14 protein-coding genes, 2 tRNA genes and 1 pseudogene are annotated in these 22059 nt (G+C 41.1%); 5 read left to right on the plus strand and 12 right to left on the minus strand.

All coding sequences use genetic code 11. The features are described 5' to 3' along the window. Positions 1-5: 5 nt before the first annotated feature. From xpt to QVC79_RS09295, 5 genes are all read right to left on the minus strand, one after another. Positions 6-572: a xanthine phosphoribosyltransferase gene (gene xpt / locus QVC79_RS09275; RefSeq protein WP_124316453.1), complete on the minus strand. Its 567-nt coding sequence runs from the start codon at positions 570-572 to the stop codon at positions 6-8. 81 nt (positions 573-653) lie between these two features. Then, positions 654-2195, minus strand: a complete 1542-nt coding sequence (locus tag QVC79_RS09280) for an outer membrane protein assembly factor BamB family protein (RefSeq protein WP_270593990.1) — start codon at positions 2193-2195, stop codon at positions 654-656. A 404-nt stretch (positions 2196-2599) separates the two neighbouring features. Then, on the minus strand, positions 2600-6289 hold the full coding sequence (purL, locus tag QVC79_RS09285; RefSeq protein WP_270593987.1) for a phosphoribosylformylglycinamidine synthase: 3690 nt from the start codon (positions 6287-6289) through the stop codon (positions 2600-2602). Between the two features lie 86 nt (positions 6290-6375). After that, positions 6376-7689, minus strand: coding sequence for an MATE family efflux transporter (locus QVC79_RS09290; protein ID WP_270593985.1), 1314 nt, complete (start codon positions 7687-7689; stop codon positions 6376-6378). Beyond that, entirely contained in the window at positions 7686-11135 is a 3450-nt protein-coding gene (locus QVC79_RS09295; RefSeq protein WP_270593983.1) for an AAA family ATPase, read from the minus strand. The genes QVC79_RS09290 and QVC79_RS09295 overlap by 4 nt, the downstream gene beginning before the upstream one ends. Before the next feature lie 119 nt (positions 11136-11254). Between QVC79_RS09295 and QVC79_RS09300 the strand changes: the two genes are divergently transcribed. After that, a complete protein-coding gene (locus tag QVC79_RS09300) occupies positions 11255-11557 on the plus strand; it encodes a Dabb family protein (RefSeq protein WP_124316458.1) in 303 nt (100 codons plus the stop codon). 439 nt (positions 11558-11996) lie between these two features. Here the strand turns inward: QVC79_RS09300 and QVC79_RS09305 are convergent. Next, positions 11997-12069: transfer RNA gene (locus QVC79_RS09305), tRNA-Gly, on the minus strand. An 11-nt stretch (positions 12070-12080) separates the two neighbouring features. Beyond that, positions 12081-12153, minus strand: a tRNA-Gly gene (locus QVC79_RS09310). Positions 12154-12406: 253 nt separating this feature from the next. On the opposite strand from QVC79_RS09310, the gene QVC79_RS09315 reads away from it, so the two are divergent. From QVC79_RS09315 to QVC79_RS09325, 3 genes and pseudogenes are all read left to right on the plus strand, one after another. After that, positions 12407-12919, plus strand: a complete 513-nt coding sequence (locus QVC79_RS09315) for a gamma carbonic anhydrase family protein (RefSeq protein ID WP_087420195.1) — start codon at positions 12407-12409, stop codon at positions 12917-12919. Positions 12920-12948: 29 nt separating this feature from the next. Next, positions 12949-13599 carry a ribulose-phosphate 3-epimerase gene (gene rpe, locus QVC79_RS09320; protein WP_027202478.1) on the plus strand — a complete coding sequence of 217 codons (651 nt, stop codon included), beginning with the start codon at positions 12949-12951 and terminating at the stop codon, positions 13597-13599. A gap of 77 nt (positions 13600-13676) precedes the next feature. Beyond that, positions 13677-14315, plus strand: a pseudogene (locus QVC79_RS09325) (cell division ATP-binding protein FtsE); the annotation flags it as partial. A gap of 429 nt (positions 14316-14744) precedes the next feature. Here QVC79_RS09325 and QVC79_RS09330 read toward each other — a convergent pair. Then, positions 14745-15203, minus strand: a complete 459-nt coding sequence (locus QVC79_RS09330; protein ID WP_051466006.1) for an SPOR domain-containing protein — start codon at positions 15201-15203, stop codon at positions 14745-14747. Positions 15204-15585: 382 nt separating this feature from the next. Here QVC79_RS09330 and QVC79_RS09335 point away from each other — a divergent pair, with 382 nt between their 5' ends. Then, positions 15586-16134: an RNA polymerase sigma-70 factor gene (locus QVC79_RS09335; RefSeq protein ID WP_270593979.1), complete on the plus strand. Its 549-nt coding sequence runs from the start codon at positions 15586-15588 to the stop codon at positions 16132-16134. A 26-nt stretch (positions 16135-16160) separates the two neighbouring features. On the opposite strand, the gene QVC79_RS09340 is transcribed toward QVC79_RS09335, so the two are convergent. From QVC79_RS09340 to QVC79_RS09355, 4 genes are all read right to left on the minus strand, one after another. After that, the gene (locus tag QVC79_RS09340) at positions 16161-17924 is read right to left on the minus strand and encodes an outer membrane beta-barrel protein (RefSeq protein WP_270593977.1); all 1764 of its coding nucleotides are present in this window, start codon (positions 17922-17924) and stop codon (positions 16161-16163) included. Continuing rightward, positions 17921-18139, minus strand: coding sequence for a carboxypeptidase-like regulatory domain-containing protein (locus QVC79_RS09345; RefSeq protein WP_270593975.1), 219 nt, complete (start codon positions 18137-18139; stop codon positions 17921-17923). The genes QVC79_RS09340 and QVC79_RS09345 overlap by 4 nt, the downstream gene beginning before the upstream one ends. Positions 18140-18251: 112 nt before the next feature. Beyond that, a complete protein-coding gene (locus tag QVC79_RS09350; protein WP_270593973.1) occupies positions 18252-21620 on the minus strand; it encodes an ABC transporter permease/M1 family aminopeptidase in 3369 nt (1122 codons plus the stop codon). 29 nt (positions 21621-21649) lie between these two features. Further along, positions 21650-22057 (minus strand): hypothetical protein, encoded by a 408-nt coding sequence (locus QVC79_RS09355; protein ID WP_118302427.1) that lies wholly within the window; start codon positions 22055-22057, stop codon positions 21650-21652. Positions 22058-22059 lie beyond the last annotated feature (2 nt).

A 22059-nucleotide genomic window follows, 5' to 3' on the forward strand; every position in this document is an offset into this window, starting at 1 on the left:
CCGGATTATCTTATTTTTATCTGACAATTATCCAGACTATCTATAATAGCTAAAGATTCAACATGAATCCCACGTTCTCTCAGTACTTCGCCCCCATGTTGAAAAGCCTTTTCAATAATAAATCCCATGCCTACAAGTTGCGCCCCCGCCCGGTCAATCAAATCAATAATACCATTCGCGGCATTCCCGTTTGCAAGGAAGTCATCAATAAAAAGCACACGATCCTCTTTACTCAAGAAATCTTTACTGATACAAACATTATATTCCCGGTCTTTTGTAAAAGATCGTACCGTCGTTGAAATCATATTTTCCATCGTTTTCGGTTGCTTTTTCTTGGCGAAGACCACGGGCAATTCCAAAAGATACCCCACCATGATTGCCGGAGCAATACCGCTAGCCTCAATGGTCATCACTTTATTAAAATCCTTATTCGCAAAACGACGCACAAATTCCACCCCGATCGACTTCATTAAAATCGGGTCCATTTGGTGATTAATAAAACTATCCACTTTTAAAATGCCACCTTCAAAGCATTTTCCATCTTGTAAGATTCTTTTCTTGAGCAAATCCATATTGATCGTACTTTTTTACACTTCGGCAAAAGTAAGAATAATAATCAAAAAACAGGCTTTTTACTATAACTTGAATAAAAATTAATGAATCACCTCGTCCAAATCAACAATGGTTATCTTGTTTTCTTGGGCATCATACAATTTATTCCCAACGCGTACGGCATTTTTACTGATTCTCAAATGAGCCCATAACTCTCCCGAAGGAGCGATTACAATAGTTTCCTCTCCACGGGAAAGAAAAGAATACCCTTGATAAGTCAGGTAACACAGACAATACTCGCTCGGCAATAACATTCTTGCACCCTGCACATCCGCCTTGACACACAAGATATTTTGTTTCCCGGTAAGGATATAACATTGAGTACTATCCATCTCCTGCAATGTCTTGTATCTAGAATCTTCCAAAACAAATATCCGGTTACTGGCAAAATATCCTGCCCGATCTCTATCCAGAGAAAATTCTACTTGAATTCCCCGTGCCAAGTCCAACGAGGACAATTTTATCAGATGTTGATCAAATAATACATACAAAGTATCTTTGGACACTTGTACGTGATTTACAATTCCCAAAGTTGTTGGAAATGAGGAAAACGCTTCTTGAAGCCCCGTATTCTTATTAAACTTAGCGACATAAGGAATCCCCCATTTTTTCGTCATCGAGCCTTTAACGAGACCACTTCCGTAGTTTACCATGTAAAGCGAACTATCCATTGTAAATATCTGGGATTCACCGGTTATTTTTCGGGATACCCCCTGTAACCAAAGCACTTTTCCCGTGTGATCCAAGCAAAACAAACGATCACATGATGCTATATATATTTTCTCTTTTTCAATGAGAATATTCGAGGTAAACCCTTGCATAAATTCCTTTTCAGCTTTAGGGAAAGGTAATTCTTTTAAAAAGATCTCATGCCTCCATCCTTCCCCGTTTTTCATGTTAATCGCATACAAGGCATCTGAAAGCAAGAGAATAACCGAATCATTCAAGGGTAACATATCCGCCCATCCTTGTTGGGAAAAGATCTTCCTTTCCCATATTTTCTTCCCGTTATGCAAGCTGATCCCTTCCAGTTTTGAAACCTCCGTACCTCCCAAATTATCTTTACATCTTATCCCCACGCCCCATTTCTGATCCACGTAACTAATGCTACCTCTATCATTCCAACGTTCCTTTCCACTCCGTCGGTCAAAGCACCGGGTCTTGAAGTCGGATGTCAAAAATAACACGTTCTGAACAGGACTGAGATTCTCAATATCACTATTAATTTTACAATGCCACAAGGATCGTTCCTTTTCCGTGTCCCAAACAAAAAGTATTCCCGAACCTTGTGGAACCCCTTTCCTTGAAAAACGGTCTAATTGCACGGAAATAGTTTTCGTGATAGAATCCGCATAGAAATGCCGTACATACCCCTCTACCAATATTTCTTTCCCCGAAATATTTTCCTGTCTTTGATAATGACGCCCTACCAACCGGGGCATCACCCGCTCTTCCGACTCTTGTTTTGTGGACTGGGCAAATCCATCGATACAAATAACCGACAATAACATACTCCATAAAAAGAAAATCCTAACGAAAGACATTTCTGTAACCATGATCGAGAAATTTATATCTACTTTCACAAATATATCATTTTATTTAGAGTTTGTTTAAATTTTGTTGAACAAAATCTTGTCGTTGTTTGATTACCTCTAGATCATGCTAATGTTCCTTCGATGTTCTTATATGTCTCCATCTCGATTTGTGCCGTGTTCAAATGTATTTCCTCCGGCGATCACTCGCTAGTGACACGGAGAAAGCACGGAGAAGACCTAGCCAAACAATAGAGTAACAGCGTATTACAAGAGTAATAAAGCACTTGTTGTCTGATAACCATCTTATACCGAGATAGTTGATCTAAAAAATACATATAAATTCGAGAAATCCTCTTCATGTAAGGGGGTATGAAATAAAAGAAGGCAACCCCAAAGTCTTGTTTAAATGGCTTTGGGGTTGCCCTCTTTTATTTTGATTTGCAAGACTTATATTATTTATGCTCTTCAATCCACAAACGAGCATTTACAAACGCTTCAATCCACGGGCTGACTTCATCTTCCTTCCGATCCTCGGCATAATATGCCCAGTTCCACGGGTGAAGAGAACGTTCCAAGTGAGGCATCATTGCCAAGTGACGCCCGTCTTTACTACAAATAGCTGCCGTGGCAAAAGGTGATCCATTCGGATTCGCCGGGTAAGTGTCATGGCTGTATCGAAGTGGAATATTATATTCTTCCTGTCCGTAAGGTAATTGGAATTGTCCCTCTCCGTGAGCCACCCAGATTCCCAAACGAGATCCGACTAATGACTTCAACAACACGGAATTGCTCTCCACGACATCCACGCTCAAGAATGCAGATTCCAGTTTGTGGGATGCATTATGCAACATCTTCGCCTTCTCGCCATGTTCCGGGTAGACCAAGTCTAGCTCAACCATCAACTGGCAACCGTTACAAATACCCAAACTCAAAGTATCTTCACGTTTATAGAAGTTTTCCAAAGCCACCCGAGCCTTTTCGTTATATTTGAAAGCTCCGGCCCATCCTTTAGCAGAACCAAGCACGTCCGAGTTCGAGAACCCACCAACAAACACGATAAAGTTCACGTCTTCCAAAGTCTCTCTTCCGGAAACAAGGTCTGTCATGTGAACATCCTTCACGTCAAAACCGGCCAAGTGCATCGCCCATGCCGTTTCCCGCTCGCACTGACATCCTTTCTCCCGGATAACGGCAGCTTTTATGCCCGAAGGTTTAACACGGTTAACATCCAATCCATATTGGGAAAGCTTACCGCTGAATGAAGGTGCAAACTTGTATTTCAGATCATGATTCTTATAGTTTTTATATCTTTCAAGGGCCAACTCATTGCCACTCTGACGACGATCTAACAAATAAGATGTCTTAAACCACAAGTCTCTTAATGACGGAATATCCAAGTGGAAGTTTTTACCGTCTTTCTTGATATTCAACTTTCCGGCCTTACCCAAGCGTCCCAAGAAATTGTAAGCCACTCCCGCTTCATCCAAGATAGCGGCAACCTTCTTGCAATCCTTAATCTGTACTAGTACACCCGGATTCTCCGCGAACAAGATCTTCACGATGTCCTTTTCAGCTAGGTAAGAAAAATCAATATCCAATCCCAAGCGATTATCGGCAAAACACATTTCCAACAAGGTCGTGATCATACCTCCGGCAGAAATATCGTGTCCGGCTAAAACATACTCTTCCTCAACCAAACGCTGTATTGCCATGAAAGCATTCACGAAATAATCGGCATCCTTTACATCCGGGGTCTCTTTACCTACCCGGTTCAACACTTGGGCAAAACTGGAACCGCCCAATTGCAATTTATCAAAAGAGAAATCAATATACACGATTTCAGAATCTTGATCCGGTTTCAGAACCGGAGAAACAATCTTCTTCACATCGGTAACCTCACCCACGGTAGAAATAATCACAGTTCCCGGGGCATACACCTTATCCTTACCATACTTTTGCGTCATGGAAAGAGAGTCTTTCCCCGTCGGGATATTAATTCCCAACTCGATGGCAAAATCACTGGCAGCTTGTACGGCTTTATATAAACGGGCATCTTCACCGGCATTTTTACAAGGCCACATCCAGTTAGCAGACAAGGAAACACCTTTAATTCCCTGTTCGATAGGAGCCCAAACCAAATTCGTCAAGGCCTCTGCAATAGCCAATCTCGAACCGCAAGCCGGGTTTGCCAATGCCGCTACCGGAGCGTGCCCGATGGACGTGGCAATACCTCTTTTTCCTCGATAATCGAGAGCCATGGCACCCAAGTCATTCAAAGGTAACTGTAAAGGTCCGGCGCATTGCTGACGAGCCACACGACCTGTAATAGAACGGTCAACTTTACTTGTCAACCAATCCTTACAAGCAACAGCCTCAAGCTGCAAAACTTGCTCGATATATTCTTCAACTTTATCTTCACTATATTCAACATCGGCGAAATGTTCTCTTTTGGTTTTATCCTCCATCACTGTTTTCGGGGGATTTCCGAACATATCCGTCATCTCCAGATCAATGGGTTTCTCTCCGGTTCTGGCATCTTCAAACACGAAACGATGATCTCCCGTGGTCTCCCCGATCACGTACATCGGAGCCCGTTCCCGATCAGCCACACGCTGCAAGGTCTCCACGTCCTTTGCTTTCATTACGAGGCCCATCCGTTCTTGGGATTCATTTCCCACGATCTCTTTGTCGGAAAGTGTAGGATCACCGACAGGCAATTTCTCCAAGTGAATCAATCCACCTGTTTCCTCCACCAGCTCGGACAAGCAGTTCAAATGTCCTCCTGCCCCGTGGTCGTGAATAGAAACAATCGGGTTTACATCGCTCTCGGCCATAGACCGGATGGCGTTACATACCCGTCTTTGCATTTCCGGATTGGAACGTTGCACCGCATTCAACTCAATAGCGTTGGCATATACTCCCGTATCCACGGAAGAAACGGCACCACCACCCATTCCGATGCGATAATTATCACCCCCTAGCAGAACAACCTGTTCGCCAACTTCCGGGGTCTTTTTCATAGCTTGTTCTTTATTACCAAAACCGATACCACCCGCCTGCATGATTACCTTATCGTAACCATACGTCTTTTCGTGTTCCTCATGCTCGAACGTAAACACGGAACCCACGATAAGGGGTTGTCCGAATTTATTTCCAAAATCAGATGCCCCGTTAGAAGCCTTGATCAGAATATCTTCCGGAGTCTGGTATAACCATTTCCGAGGATCAATAGCCGATTCCCAAGGACGACCTGCCTCCAAGCGCGGATATGATGTCATGTAAACGGCCGTGCCTGCCAACGGAAGTGATGCTTGTCCCCCGGCTATACGGTCACGGATCTCACCACCGGAACCGGTTGCGGCCCCGTTAAAAGGCTCTACCGTGGTCGGGAAGTTATGAGTTTCCGCTTTCAATGAAATAACCGTGTTAATATCTTTTTGCGTGTAGAAATCCGGTTTGTCCGGTGTTGCCGGGGCAAACTGCACCGTGGCCGGTCCTTCAATGAAAGCGCAGTTATCTTTGTAGGCCGAAACAATCCGGTTCGGGTTCGTTCGGGAAGTTTTCTTGATCATGGAGAACAAAGACTCTTCCTGTTCTTCCCCATCAATAATAAACGTACCTCCGAAAATCTTATGACGGCAATGCTCGGAATTCACTTGTGAAAAACCGAATACCTCGGAATCTGTCAACCGACGGTTTAATTTCTTGCTCAGACCTTCCAGATAAGAGATTTCATCTTCATTCAGCGCCAATCCCTCCTGTTGGTTATATGCCCGGATATCCTCGATATACACGATCGGGTCCGGTTTCTTATCAATAGTAAACGTATCTTGATTCAGACCCTTGTAAAATGCTTGAAGCATCGGGTCAAAAGCCGCTTTTTCATCTTCCACACGAGTAAATTCCTCTATCCGCAAGATACCGGAAATACCCATATTCTGAGTAATCTCCACGGCATTAGTACTCCACGGGGTAATCATTTCCCGACGAGGTCCCACGAAAAAGCTTTCCAGTGAATCGCTTTGAACTTTCTTAGCCCCACTGAATAACCATTCTAACTTACTTACATCTAAAGGATTTTCCGATTCTTTATAGTGTACGGCATACACTGTTGCATCTTTTTGATAGAATACTATAGCCATGTGTTTTATTTGTTTATTTTCAACTACACGTATTTGCACCGCGAATATAATAAAAAGCGGGCAAATAAACCTATCCGATCTTCAATTTATGATCTCAGACTTTGGAGATATTTTAAAGTGAACACCTTTCGGCTCCATAAAGTCTGCATAATCCCGCGTAGCGCAAGGTAAACCAAGAAAGCCAACCATAACATATGGTTATTCGTAGCCCCGGAAAAACAATAATAGATCACAAAAAAACTACCGGAAGCCACCAGCATGGCCCATAACATAAAACGGGTAGCCGTGGCCCCGATCAGAATTCCATCCCACAGAAAGGCAGCAAATCCCGCTAGCGGAATAGCAAGCACCCAGTAAAAATAATGCCCGGCAGTCTCTATCACGATCGTGTCATTCGTCAACAATCCCAAGAAATTCTCTCCTCCTATCCCGTACAATAACGTGAAAACCAACGACAAACCGATACCCCAGCCGAACAATGCCTTCACCGCCCGTTTCAATTGTACCAAATTACAGGCTCCCACGTAACGCCCCGACAGAGCTTCCCCCGCGTATGCAAAACCGTCCATGATATAGGAAAACAAGGTAAACAACTGCATAAGCAATGTATTAACAGCCAGAATCACATCTCCTTGACGGGCTCCTGTTGAAGTAAAGAATGTTGTCACCCCAATCAAGCAAAGTGTCCGAAGAAATATATCCCGGTTCACGGCAAAAAAACGCCGCATAGCTATCAATTGAAGACTCCCTTTAAACGTGATCCGTCCCCGCAGCTCTTTGTAATTATAAAACCACAGCCCCCAAGCCATCATCACCCCTGAATATTGAGCAACAACAGTCCCCAAAGCCACGCCTTCCACCTTCATCCCGAACAAAAAGACAAAACAGGAACTACACACGATATTAATCACGTTCATCACAATGGCAATATACATCGGGTAGCGGGAATTCTGCATTCCGATAAACCACCCCGTGAAACCGTATTGTGCCAACACCGCCGGAGCCCCCCAAATACAGATTCTAAAATAAGTAACTGCGTATTGTTCCACCTCCGCACTCGTGTCCAATAGTCGAAAAGCCAGCCGTTCTATCGGGTATTGCAGAATCAACATGGCCAAGGCTGAAAATAAACCGACACTCACCGCCTGCACAAGTACCCGTATTTCAGCATCTTTATCTTTCCGACCGTATGCTTGTGAAGTCAGCCCACTGGTTCCCATTCGTAGAAAACCGAAATTCCAGTAAAGAATATTAAATAACAATCCTCCCACTGCGATGGCACCGATATAGGCTGTCGCCCCTAAATGTCCCACAATCGTCACGTCCACCAATCCTAACAAAGGAACGGTAATATTAGACACGATAGAAGGAATAGCAAGATGAAGTATTCTGCGATTCATTGCTTGTACCCGATTGTATTCCTTTCTGATGTCATACTATCCAACATGGCAGGCGTGAACATTTCAACATCCTGTTTCGTGACCGAATGTTTCACATCCACGTCATTCGCTTTCTTATTCTGGGCCAAGCGCTGTACCCGATTCCGAATCATCATCTCTGCAACCAGTTTGATTAACCGGGCACTGGCATGACTACGTTTTTTATTCGCGACAATATAAGATATAAATTGTTCCATGTGTTGTTGAGCCATTCTCGTCATCCGGGCATTATCCGTGGCAAGATCACGTTTCAATATTTCCATTAACTGATCAGCCGTATAATCCTCAAAAACAAGAATATTAATCATATCAGAAACCTTTTCAACCTCGTCGTTGATAATCTGACGGGGAGGATCTTGTTTCGCATAGATCACGTTATAAGCCCCCGGTTGTGTTGCCAACTGATTCACAAGAATCGCCCTTACCCGATCCCGGAAACCGGAAACTTCATTCAGACTACTGGAATCTTCATCGAAGAAAAATAACCCTCCTTTCGATTGTAATAGAGCCATACCGATACTTTGTATAACATCTTCCTCGGTCAACCCGAGTAAACGTTCTACTTTAAAACTCGTAACCTCACTCTTATCTATAATTCCCATGGCTTTATAAATACGGGCAATAATCCGAGCAACTGTTCCTTTTCCCATTCCGGAGTTCCCGGTAAAGCACCATTGTAATGATACACGGGTATTTAGTTTCGTCCCTTGTTGATTATAATGACGAGCCAAATCCACGAAATCATGAATCTGTTTTTTGAGTTTCGTCTGTCCCACCATGTGATCCAGATCCTTCAAAGCCGAGGCAATCTCTTTCTCGTCGAAGGTATCTTTATAAGAATTGGGTAGCTCGGAAGTTGCCGTCGGAATATCCACGGCCATCAATGTCGTAATCTCCTTTCGAGTAAGTTCCCGCTCCTTCCTGATCTTCATGGTTCGAGCAGATAGGTTGTGAATGGCTTTATCCACCATCTTCTCGACAAATAAAGCATTTCCAAAGAATTTATCATGCTCGTTACATACTTGGGATACCAAGTTTTTAAATGCCTCTTTCGCTTTCGGATGCAGGGTATAATTCTTCTCTGCCACCTTCTGAATCGCTATCTCCAATAACTCTTCCGGCGTGTAATCGGAAAAATGGAAATGATACGGGAAAAGAGACTTCACTCTTGGATTTCCGGCCAGAGCTTTATCCATCGCTTCCGGGTCACCACTCAATATAACAATGGTATCTCCATTATCGGTAGGCGACAATTGCCCGAAAATAACACCTAATGCCGCGGCCCCTACATTATCCTGAAACAAGGTGTGAGCATCTTCCAAGAAAAGAATACCCCCTCTTGCCTGTTCGAAAATATACATGGCAATCTGTTGTGGAGGAATGGAACCATCACCGATAATTTCACCCCTACTCCTGACGGTCACCATAGAACTTTCCAGAATCCCGGCCGACTCGAATATCTCCCCAAGCATTCGGGCCACCGTCGTTTTCCCCGTCCCCCGATTCCCGGTGAACAGCATGTGCAAAGGCGGAATCACATCCGCGTAACCATGCTTTTGTCTTTCCCGGATAAAATAGATATAATTAATATAGCTAATCAAACTGTTTTTTAACTCTTTAGATCCGATCATATCATTCAACACATCAACAGACTTACTCGGATCCGGCTGTTCCAGTGTTTCGATGTCTTCCACCTTGATCAACATCATATCTTCCTTTGTATGTGTACCCTTGTGATTTACCATCAATCGCTTGGCCATCCGTGTCAAGGCATCATCCAGTCGCTCTTCTATAAACCGACCATTGGAAAAGCCGGATTCTCTCACGGAACAACAATCCTTCAACATATCGGAAAACTTATCCTCTGCTTCCGAGGTAAACTTAAATTGTCGCTTCTCCAACATTTGATGAGTAATTTCCATCAATTCCTCTGCCGAATAATCATCAAATACAAATTGGTAAGGGAAACATTTTTTCACGCCGGGAATTCCTTCTGTAATAGCCTGCAATGCCATAACATCGCCCGCCATGACAACCAACAAAGAAGGTTGCTCTTGTTCCAAAATTCCCAACAACACGGTAAAAATACGCATAGAAGGATCATTCGGATCATTGGTCGGGTACAATTCATCTGCATCCTCAATCAACAGAATACCTCCGATGCTCTTCGTGATAGCCTCCCGAATCAACTGTTCTTCCGCAGCCACTCCCGGACGGGTAAAATCCTCTCTCTTATACCGATGCACTTTACCGTTTGACAGTACTCCCAAACGGTAAAACATCTCTCCCGTGATCTCGGTAACCAAATGTTTACCTGTTCCCGGATTCCCCATAAGGATCATATTCAAAACCGGAAGTTTATCGTTAAAACCGTTCTCTTGTCGCATTTTCACGAATTCTGCCAACTCGTACATCCGGGTAATTTCCTCTTTCACTTTACGCAATCCCACTAACTGATACAATCGGGATAGAGCCTCTTCCTTATCTTGTGGAGTTGAAGGTTCTCCCGCCACTTCATGTACCTGCCCGTTGATTCCGGCAATTTCGTCGGTAAAATTGTAAGGTAAATCCTGTTCCCCGATCGAAAACTCCAATTGAATCACAGGCTGATCAAAACACAATACTTCAACCCTATATTTCCCTTCTTCCCAAAAATTACTCAATCCTGCCCCTAAATCCAAGGCAAAACAAAGCAAACGCTTTCCTTCCCGATTCGGAATGTAATAATTTCCTTTAGCTACTCGATTAGCTTTTAGTATTCCGTTAGCGTCAAACACGTTAATCAAAAATTCATACGTCCATTCACTCGATAAAAAATTCTCTGCCACCAGATAGAACCGAACGTCTTCCAATCCTTTGGCTGCAAAGGCCTGATACGAGTGAGGACGCTGCACATCAGGAGCTTCCTCCACGCATTTGTCAAACCCAATATCCAACAATTGAAAATAATCCCGGAACAAATCATGCGGTTCCAACAAATGGATTTCATCCGACACCCCGGCTTGCCCGTTTATCATCACTTGTACCCGATAAGCTCCTTCTTGAAACCTAAAGTCTGTAAAGTCCTCGACAGAAAAAGCAGTTGAAAATTGAAAAACAGACTCCGTTTCGGGGATGGTAACTTTTCCTCCTTTTTGTGCCACCAGTACAGGTTGCTCTCCATGCATATATATCAAAGCCGCCACAATCTCCGCATCCCAAGCTTTTTCATCAAACTGTTTATTTATCACTTCCGTGTCCACGAACAAAGTTTCGACCTCGTTCAAGCGGAAAACTGTACGATAATGCTTGTTTCCGGTAAAATCAATTACCTCGCTACAACTTGTGCGAATACTCTTGAACTTGAAATTTATATCTGTAGCAGTCTGATCTTTTGACGCTTTTGATTTTTTGGCCTTCTCCACCATAACTCGTTTGTTTTACATTTATTTTTCAATCCCCCCATCTGATCCTCCTTTGCATCCAAAATTAGTTTTATTTTTTATAAAAGACTACTTTTGCAACGTATTATTTAAAATCAAAAAGTATGCTAAAACATATTGTCATGTGGAAACTCAAGGAGTTTGCCGAGGGAAAAACAAAAGCAGAGAACGCATTAATCATGAAAGAAAGCTTGGAAAGACTGGTCGGTATCGTTCCGGAAATCATATCATTACAGGTCGGAATCAATGAAAAGGAATCCGATATGGCATACGATGCGGTCCTAATCTCCACTTTTGCCGATGCCGAAGCGCTCGCCCGTTATAAAGTTCATCCAGAACACGTAAAAGTAAGTGATTACTGCAAAAAGATTCGGGAAAGTCGGACATTTGTCGATTTCACGGAATAGTCTCTTATTCACATCACCAAGCATTTTCTCCCCTCGTGAAAGGGTGGTTGAGAAGATAAAAACTAAAAGTTGAACTCTAAATTCTAAACTCTAAAATTAATCCCGGGTTTAGTATCCCTTTTCCCGGGGTTATCCATGTCCGTTACATGGCGGTGGGGCGATTATTAGGTGACTGTTAGGCGCCATCGCCCGATTGTCGCCCGATGCTCGCCCGATTATCGCCGCCATTTTAACAGATGGAAAGCAAAAATAACATACTCGAATAACCTGTCAACCGGGCCAATAACGAGGCTATTCACGCTCAAGAATAAAATTACGAGCCATTATATCCCCGGCAAAAGGCTGGAATAAGGGATATACATTGATTTATAACTGAAAAGAATTTGGGAGTAACACATTACACAAAAAAACGAGACCAATAATTGATCTCGTCACAAGGAGCGAAAAACGGGACTCGAACCCGCGACCCCGACCTTGGGAAGGTCGTGCTCTACCAACTGAGCTACTTTCGCATTTAAAAGTGAGCGAAAAACGGGACTCGAACCCGCGACCCTAACCTTGGCAAGGTTATGCTCTACCAACTGAGCTATTTTCGCATTTACTATTCCATTTAAGAACTCTGCCGTGGGTTATTCCCAACTGCGATGCAAAAGTAACACCTTTTTTCTAAAAGCAAAAAAAATCAGAGAAATTTTTCCAGCCTCAAGAATGAAATCTTTAAAAAGACCATCCCCTTTTGTTTTCTGCCATATATTTCGTAATTTCGACACGTTAAATTAGTTTACAAACCGGGAAGTTGAAAATTGAATTTCATTTTCCATTTTTCAACTCTCAATTTTCAATTATATTATGGCAATAATCAGAGAATTAAATGGACACACGCCGAAATTCGGCAAGAATTGTTTTTTAGCTGAAAATGCCGCTGTTATTGGCGACGTGGAGATGGGTGACGATTGTAGTATATGGTACGGAGCTGTTCTGAGAGGTGATGTACATTATATTAAAATAGGCAACAAAGTAAACATTCAAGATAATGCGACGATACACGCAACGTATCAAAAATCTCCGACCAATATCGGGAATAACGTTTCTATCGCCCACAATGCCGTGGTTCACGGATGCACGATTCATGATAACGTACTGATCGGCATGGGTGCTATCGTTCTTGACAACGCTGTCATTGAAAGTAATTCCATCGTGGCAGCCGGTAGTGTGGTGACGAAAGGTACCGTTGTTGAATCCGGTTGGGTATATGCCGGGGCTCCCGCTAAAAAATTGAAACAAATGGGTCCGGAACTCTTACGTGATGAAGTGGAAAGAATCGTGAATTCCTATTCCATGTATGCTAGCTGGTACAAATAATTTAAATTCTAAATTTTAAACTCTTTAAAATGAGCGTTATTGTTTCTCCCTCGCTATTATCTGCAGATTTTCTGCATCTATCAAAAGATATTGAAATGGTCAACCGTAGCCAAGCCGATTGGTTTCACTTGGATATCATGGATGGCGTATTCGTCCCTAATATATCTTACGGACTTCCGGTAGTTTCCCAAATAAAAAAAATGGCCACGAAACCACTGGATGTACATTTAATGATCGTGCAACCGGAACGTTACGTGGAGGCTTTTCATAAAGCCGGAGCAGACATATTGACCGTACATTACGAAGCGTGTACTCACCTGCACCGCACTATCCAGCAAATAAAAGCACAGGGCATGAAAGCCGGGGTTTCACTGAACCCACATACCCCGGTCTCTCTATTGGAAGATGTTATCGAGGATATAGATGTTGTTTTATTAATGAGTGTAAATCCGGGGTTCGGAGGACAGTCTTTCATTGAACAGACAATCAATAAAGTTGACAAACTGAAGAAACTGATTATGGAATCCAACTCCCATACCCTTATCGAGATTGACGGCGGGGTTAATTTCGAAACCGGAAAACGCTTGGTAAATGCCGGAGCCGATGCCCTTGTAGCAGGTAGTTTCGTTTTCAACTCTCCCGATCCGGAAGCAAACATCAAAGGACTAAAGGAACTATAAATAGAAAATTGAAAAGATTCAGTGATTACAAAACGGTGGCCTTGTGCGGTTGGAATCTAAAATCTAAAATTAATAAGGTGGAAGCAATTATAAAACTGGAAAACGCCGTCATTCGGCAACAAAAAAACACGATTCTCAAAGATGTATCCCTAGAAATTAAGGAAGGTGAATTCGTTTACCTGATCGGTAAAGTCGGGAGCGGAAAAACGTCTTTGCTCAAAACATTATACGCCGAACTTCCCCTTATTTACGGTAAAGGAGAAGTCGCCGGTTACCAATTGAGCAAGATCAAGAAATCACAAATTGCTTACTTACGACGCAAATGCGGGATCGTGTTCCAGGATTTTAAATTACTGACAGACCGGAATGTTTACGCGAACTTAGAATTTGTGCTGAAAGCCACAGGCTGGAGAGACAAGAAAGCAATCAAGGAAAGGATAAACGAAGTGTTGGATAAAGTCGAACTCCCTGACAAACGGGATAAATTCCCACACCAATTGTCCGGTGGTGAACAACAACGCATCGTGCTTGCCCGAGCATTGCTAAACGCCCCTCCTATCATCCTAGCTGACGAGCCTACCGGAAACATCGACCCGGAAACTTCCTATCGATTAGTTGAACTACTGAAAGACATCTGTGATAGTGGCAAAACAGTCGTTATCGCCACCCACCAATACGACCTAATAAAACATTTTCCGGGAAAAGTATTCCGATGTGAAAACGGTGTTCTTCAAGAAGATGTTTCGTTTGCAGAGAACCAAGCTGCCATGACAACAATCATCTCAGAAAATCCCGTTATTGATATTGAGAGTCCTACGAAAGAGATAGAGGAACCAACAGTTGTACATGAAGTTATTTCTTTAAATGAAGATCCGGAAATCCTCTCTCACACCGAACCGACTTTACAAGAAGGGCAAGAAATTACACTTGTAACAGAGGATTCTGAAATTACAGACTCCACAACAGTATTAATAGAAGAAAAAATAACGGAAGAACCACGGGATGCCTCCGAAGAAAATGGCTTATCTGGAAATGATGAAACGAAAAAAAAAGATGATAATGGTCCTGATATTGTGGGATTTGAATTGATATGATACTTAAAAGGTCGGCATTAGCCGACCTTTTATATCATCTTTATCTCGTATTTAGTTTTGCTTGGAAATCAACAGCCATGCATCTGCAAACTCCGGATATTGTTCACGAACTTTTAATAATTCTTCACGAGCGGATGCCTCTTCGTCAAATCCAGCAATACTTACCCGACTCATCCCGGCACTATTCTTCATGATAATACTGTGATAGCCCATCCCGTTCAATTTTGCCTGTAATTTCAAAGCATTGTCCACGTTTGAAAAACTGCCGACAATCACGTTATAACGTTTCAACACGTCCCCGTGAGTCATAGTTACATTCTCTTCCCGAGAAACGACAGGTTTTGTATTTTCAGTTTTCTTTGTGGGATTTTGTGCCGTGGTTTGCACGTTTTCTTTCACTACAACAGTCTCTGTCTCCTCTTCCTCAAAAGGTGGTGCGTAAACACGTTTGTTAGTACCGCAACTGACAGTGATAAATGCCAATAAAATTACAGATACAATAATTCTCATTTTTCCCAATTTTTAATGTTATCAATCTTATATTAAAGAGGCAAATTTAGTGATAATACACGAGAATTGGATTGGAATAAAAAAGATTTTTTCTTACATGAACGAAAAAAGAGAAAAACACGGATAAATCTAACACACCCTCCTAGGCTATTATTAATTGTTATAACAATATGCCAAAACAAGCATAATCTTCCTATCAAAAAACGAACGATTAATAATCATACAAATATAGGTTATTAATGGTTATTTTCACATGAAATTATGTTTTTATTAATTTTTTTATTCCCAGTGTGAAAGAGGCTCTAATTAGTATTCGGTCTTATCATAACAAAATCAACACTTTTACTATTATTAATCGTTGGTTTAAAGATACGGCATTTACATGGAAAGTCAAATAACAACAAATTTCTGGGGACAAGACAGCGATAAAGCTTTCCGCTATTTATATGACAAATACGCATCAACATTGCGCTATTTTTCAGCTAAATATGTAGATGATGATGCGACCATTGAAGATGTAGTACAAGATGCCTTTCTCAATTTGTGGGAAAAAAGGAACGAATTTAAAACAGAAAGCACGATAAAAGCTTATTTATACAAAATCGTACGTAGTTTCTCTGTTGACACGATTCGTCGCAGAAACATTGCGAATCGATATGCCGAAAAAATTGTTCTCGAAAAAGAAGACCAAGAATTCTTTCTGGAAAACATCGTTGAATCAGAAGTTTTCCAGATGATCCAAACCGTCTTTGACGAACTCTCCCCTTCTTGCCGAGAAGTGTACCAACTCAGTCTTCATGGGAAATCTCATGAAGAAATTTCCCAGTTACTGGACATATCGATAAACACCGTGAAAAAGCACAAGAACAATGCAAACCATTATATGCGGGAAAGATTGAAACATGTTCTTTCCATATTTTTATGTATCTAAATTAAAATTTCATATTGTCAAGGAAACTATAATTCTTTCACTCTATCTTCATTCTTTACTCCCCGACCACTTTTCTTTACACGATCACACAAGCGTCCAAAATTATAGACTAGGGTAAACGACACCCACCGACCTCGCCATTGTTCATCTTTGTGGTAGTAAAACGAGTCTGTTTCTTTCACGTTTTCCACATTGATATGTTTCCATAAAAACTTGTCCACATCAACTAGGAAAGATAACCTTGAAGTAAAAGTATATTCTCCTCTCAAAGTAGCTGTTGTGAGATATTCAAATTTTGTATGTTGTACAGACGTTGACATAGGACGAATATTTCCAATAATTCCAAGAGTTGCCTTTTTGAATAATGTAACATAAACTCCCGCAACTGCTTTAAAATTCCAAAGAGGAAAATTACTTCTAGTGATAGAATAATACGTATATTTTGCCTCTCCCGTACACCATATTTGAAGTTTATCGGGGACTTTGTATTCAAAGTTCATATTAAAAGAAAGCATTTCCGAACGATTCATATTCCTGTAAGTAGTGACAAGCGCTCCTGTTTCATTCGTGTAGTCATAAGGATATATGGCATTACCCGAATGTTTATACTTTGCTGAAAAAGCTAAACTCGTCTTTTCTGTATAAAAGCGATAACTCATCGAGAGCAACTGGGATATTTCCGGTTCTAAATCAGGATTACCAACTTTCCAATGTGAAGGATCAGAACGATCTACAAAAGGATTCAAATAATAAATATCTGGTCGGAAAGAAGGCACTGAATATAATATTGAAAACGTAGATTTCCGACTTAATAAAAATATAGCAGAAGCACTGGGAGTTACATTAAAGAAATTCTTTCGTACCTTTTTGCTCTTCTTACTGAATTGCATATCATTTATTGTTTTCTCAAAACTCACTTCTGCCCTTAAACTCATTTTGACTGTAGAAAAAGAATAGCTTGCCCGAAATGCCGGAACATATTGATCATAATTCAATTCCTCATCACTGCGATACTGTCTGGCCCTTTCCCGATAGTAGGTGTATTGCCCGGTAAAGGTGAGTAAATCATTGTCTGAAAAATCGTAACTTGCGTTTAATTGTAACTCATGCGAATCATCTTTCGACCAAGTTATCAATTCTGATTCCGTTCTGTGTATCGTGTCATCCCTATAATTTATTACCTTTGTCTTATCTGTTAACTCCGAATAATAGGTGTATCCCGGTTGATAATTCACGTTATACACCAATTTCCCAATTTTTGAAGTTACCCCTAAATTCGGTTTAATGAAGTCTTTACCGAAATCAATCATAATATTCCCGACAATACCATCCGGCAAACTCCCCTTTGTCACGATATTAATCACGGCAGTCTTATCACTGTATTGTCCTTGTGGCGAGGTGATTAATTCAACTTGTTTCATCTTATCTCCTTGTAACAGTCGAGCCACATATTGATTTGCCTCCGAAAGAAAAAGATTCTTTTTCCCGTTAATCGTAATCACGAAATTCGTCCCTCCCATCACTTGTAATTGTTTCGTTTTCAAGTCAATATCAACAAACGGAAGTTTCTCTAGTATCTGCATCGCCACAGAATTTTTGGCCATTGAATCTCGCTCCACATCATATATGATCCGATCTACTTTCGTTGTTAAAGATTTCTTGTGCTTTATCACTGTTACTTCATCCAAGGTAATCCCTTCTTTCATTCTAAACACGCCTAAATCCCCTTGATTTTCCTCTATCAAAATATTCTGTTGTAAAACCTCGAATCCAACACAGGATATGTTCAATTTATATACCCCTTTTTCACGGACGTGATTAAAAAGAAACCATCATCACCACTTACAGCATGGGCAACAACCTTTAAATCTGAATTTAGTAAAATAACATGAGCTTGAGAAACAGGTTTCTCCTCCAAGGTTTTGACATAACCTTGTAAGATTTGTCCAGTTCCTTTACAAACGACCAAGAAAAATAATATCAAAAATAATATTCCTTTTTTCATTAGATTTCCTATAACTTTTTATTCAAATTAGATTTCTTCACACAAGAACTTAAATTCTGAATTTATTATCGTCTCTATATTAGTGTTTTCGCCTTCTCGATTATTACTACATTCATGACTTCTTCACCCACTTCACCGCATCTGCAAAAACCAATTGTTCCGGGAAAGCCCCTTTATCATGTAAAATTAGTTTTACTTTACCCTTGACTAGCGGGAGAACACCTACTTGGATCCAACCACATTGAGGCATTTGTTGCTGGTAAGAATATTCTTCCTTTCGTCCGAGATTGTCTGACAGATAAATGTTTTGCAGTCCATTTCGGAGAAACGACATCACAATATCCGCACGATAATCTCCTTGCTCCAACGTGTAATAATAGGCCACTGAATCAGCTTGCCTTTGGTACCTGAAATCCAGGTCTAACTTGTATATAGACACCCCATACTCTCCTTGTTCCGGAATTTCCGTTTTCCATTCCGCACGGGCCTGGCTGTTTTTCGTCTTTTTACCTAAAAAACTCCGTACGGGAAAACCGTAAGCATCTATATAAACGGAACTAACCCATCCCGGGGCATTGTCGGTCAGAAAATCGACCCCACTATCTTCCACGATCATCTTATCCTGCAATAATTTCCCTAACAAGGATTCTTTCGTTTCCGAAGCGAAAACATGAAATCCTTGATCCTCACTGTCCACGACAATCTCTCCTGAAGACGGTAAAAAGCAAGAGGGTTCCAACTTTTTCCGTCCCGCATGAACAAGCGCTTCCTGGGGAAATTCCATGAAATTGTAAATATAATTACCCGGGATATTCTGCGCCAAATTAGTTTGCAAGATCACACCTCCTACACTATGGGGTAACGGGAAACAAATCCGGGAACATTCACCGGCCCGGATCATAAAATCCCCTACATTCAACAAATCTCTTGAACCATCGCCTTTATCCGTGTACGCGGAAATAATTCCGTTCACGTCTGAAGAATTCCATACACTGAAAGCAAGCATCGGCCCTTCGTTTCCCTTCCCCGTGTATTGTTCAATATCTTGTACACGAAGCGCGGCAAGTCCATGTTGGTCATACAATTCTCGTGTTGCCTCAACAAGATCGAAATTAAATTCACGTTCAAATTCTTCCGCCAGACATTCGAAAGTAACGCGAGAAAAAGAATTCCTAGATCGGAATTTGTTCATGAAAACAGCAAAACTATCCTGATTCACTTTTATATTAATCTGTTTTCTCAAATAAGCGGCTTTTAGCTTGAAAATGGCATCTAAATCACAAGACTTTCCCGTTCCTTTCAATACATCTCGTAAACTTTGCGAAGAAAGAGTCCGTATCGCTTTATGTTCACCGGTTTCCCCGACCTTGTATAATTCCCATTGTATATCAACTTGATTATTTGCTCGCATTCCTGTCATAATTCGATTAATGCCCGGAAAATTTTCAGAATAAATGTAATCGCTAAAATCAGTAAACATGGGAAGAATTGAAGCCGGATTCTTTATTATTTCCGGTGTAATTTGCTGCCCGGCAATAAAATCCGGCAACGCCATTTTTCTCAACACGCTAATTTCTTCCCCTACATTCGCCGTACAAAAATTACGAATCGCCTCACTTTCGATCTCTGTTCTAGAACTTCCGGTAACGGCTTTTTCTCTTTTATCCGCATACTCCTTTAAGGGAAGGTAATCTGATTGATCGCAACAATTTTCCGGTTTAAAGATTAATTCCGGTTGAATCCGTTCACTCCTTTTCCTATTTTCACCACGATAAGCACAAAAACTAACCGGGGTTTCAATGAAAGCCAATTTATGAAAAGGATAAACTTCTCCGGTTAGTTTTTCAAAATATGCTTTAGCCTCACCAATTCCTTGCACAAGCCCTTCTCTAGTCGCCTCAAGCGAAGAGAACAAGGCTCCTTTTTCATCAAAATAATACAATTCAAAACGAGTATCGTCAATCGTAATCTCTCGTTTATTATACCTGCCCATGCACAATGTTAATCCCGGCAATGCGTGAGCATGATCAAAACGGGTTCCATCCCCCGTTTGTGAAGCCTCCCCTTGAGATATAACGGTATAACTTGAATCATGGATAACGGTTAACACGTAATCCGTAAAATACCTGTCGGCAAATTGTAATGCCACGGGAGATGTCTGAAACTCCACAGTCGGATACCATAAACATTCGGGAGTTAACAACGTGTATTTATCATCAACCAAAGCTGTATGTTTCCCGTATCTCAAAATATTAATACTCCATTGTGTCGCATAATAATCCTGATCCGGAATATCTAAATAACAAACACTCTCGTCAATTTCTCCGGCATAACGAATCACGAACTCTTTCGCCTCTCCCGGCTCCAAAGAATGGTGTAATGATATGGCAAAATCTTTTCGATCGAAATTCACGCTAGTCTCTCCAGTCGTTATGCCATCAACATATAATCCGGGATTCAGGAAAAGGAAAAATCCATCTATTTTTTCCCGGTAGGGATTACGAATAGTCAGCGTGTCATTCACGATCATCCGAGTTCGATGTTGGCTATACTCGATATGTTGACGGATAATTTCCACACGTTTCCGTGTTGCATACTCCATGTACAATTTCACAAACTCCTGTCTTTTCTGTCGGTCTTTTTCAAAATGGAAATAATAAGTTCCTCCTACCCAGATTCCTGTAATCAGCACAATAACCCCCATCCATTGTATCCATCGTCTATTTCCGGGATTATTCGGTAAACGTTTCAATCTAACTACAGATAGCAACATGAAGGCAATACCTAACATGGCAAATGCGATTCGTTGAGTCACATACGGGAAAAGTCCCACGTGTTTTCCCGTGGCATCCGAGAACACATTAGGTATCGAAATCGCCAGATAGTCCAAACTGCCATATAAATAATCCGTCAAAACAAAAACATTAAAAAAGATATATCCTATCAAGCACAATAACGCCACGGGCCATATTTTTATCGTGACGGTTATCCACAAAGTTATCCCGACCAAAAACAATAAAGAAGGGAGAGTTAATGTCATGAAATAAAATACATACGGGAAAAAAACAGGAGATGATTGCATTGAAAATTGATGGACCCCCCATGTAATCACAATGACCAGCACGTTCAACACCACGAAACTCCCCACAACAGCCAGTAATTTCCCCATTGCGTAATCGCCATTCCCATGAGAACGTGTGCTTAGCGATTCAAAAGAGTCTAAAGAACGATCTCTCCGGATAAAATCACCCGCTATAAAGAGGATAAAAATTCCCTGAATAAAATTGAAAAGAAAAGCACTCACGAAAGGAATCGAACAAGATAGTGCATTCAGAAAATGAATAGGAAAGTCCACTTGTATAAACCATTGAGCCGCCAGACTCCCACCTACCAATAAAAACACGAGAAAAATGAATAACCAATTTCTCCTTAGTAGCTTTGCCTCATAGTGACTGATTAATAGTATTTGATTGATATTCATAATTCTCGCGTTTTAAGTTATTAAAATATTTAAGCCATTTCTACATAAATCTTTTTAGGTAATATAAAATATGATTCCCACACCTCTTCTATTTCCTCTCTCTGATTTTGAGAAAAACGATAATCACCCAATATTGTAACAGTTATAAACAAAAATTGATTACTAGGCATCATTAAATCAACAATTGGTTTTGTATACCAAAGTGTCGGATTTTCCACATATACATTAAAATGATGAAAAACACTAATCTTAAACGAAACCCTTCCATCAACATCAGTTATTCCATGATAATTTTTCCCGCCAGCTTCATGGACTGAAATACCCATTCCTTTTATAGGATTACCGAAATTATTACCAACTAAAGTTATATACAAATTATCTTGTCCAAATGAAGCCAAACCACAAAGAACGAATAAAATCATTAAATACTTTTTCATAA

It is taken from the genome of Butyricimonas sp. (assembly GCF_019423355.1).
GTDB classification, from domain to species: domain Bacteria; phylum Bacteroidota; class Bacteroidia; order Bacteroidales; family Marinifilaceae; genus Butyricimonas; species Butyricimonas faecihominis.

Excerpts from the sequence above, each read along its gene's own strand:
- xpt (WP_124316453.1), bottom strand. The coding sequence starts at position 572 with ATGGATTTGCTCAAGAAAAGAATCTTACAAGATGGAAAATGCTTTGAA.
- purL (WP_270593987.1), bottom strand. The coding sequence starts at position 6,289 with ATGGCTATAGTATTCTATCAAAAAGATGCAACAGTGTATGCCGTACAC.
- QVC79_RS09290 (WP_270593985.1), bottom strand. The coding sequence starts at position 7,689 with ATGAATCGCAGAATACTTCATCTTGCTATTCCTTCTATCGTGTCTAAT.
- QVC79_RS09295 (WP_270593983.1), bottom strand. The coding sequence starts at position 11,135 with ATGGTGGAGAAGGCCAAAAAATCAAAAGCGTCAAAAGATCAGACTGCT.
- QVC79_RS09300 (WP_124316458.1), top strand. The coding sequence starts at position 11,255 with ATGCTAAAACATATTGTCATGTGGAAACTCAAGGAGTTTGCCGAGGGA.
- QVC79_RS09315 (WP_087420195.1), top strand. The coding sequence starts at position 12,407 with ATGGCAATAATCAGAGAATTAAATGGACACACGCCGAAATTCGGCAAG.
- rpe (WP_027202478.1), top strand. The coding sequence starts at position 12,949 with ATGAGCGTTATTGTTTCTCCCTCGCTATTATCTGCAGATTTTCTGCAT.
- QVC79_RS09330 (WP_051466006.1), bottom strand. The coding sequence starts at position 15,203 with ATGAGAATTATTGTATCTGTAATTTTATTGGCATTTATCACTGTCAGT.
- QVC79_RS09335 (WP_270593979.1), top strand. The coding sequence starts at position 15,586 with ATGGAAAGTCAAATAACAACAAATTTCTGGGGACAAGACAGCGATAAA.
- QVC79_RS09345 (WP_270593975.1), bottom strand. The coding sequence starts at position 18,139 with ATGAAAAAAGGAATATTATTTTTGATATTATTTTTCTTGGTCGTTTGT.
- QVC79_RS09350 (WP_270593973.1), bottom strand. The coding sequence starts at position 21,620 with ATGAATATCAATCAAATACTATTAATCAGTCACTATGAGGCAAAGCTA.
- QVC79_RS09355 (WP_118302427.1), bottom strand. The coding sequence starts at position 22,057 with ATGAAAAAGTATTTAATGATTTTATTCGTTCTTTGTGGTTTGGCTTCA.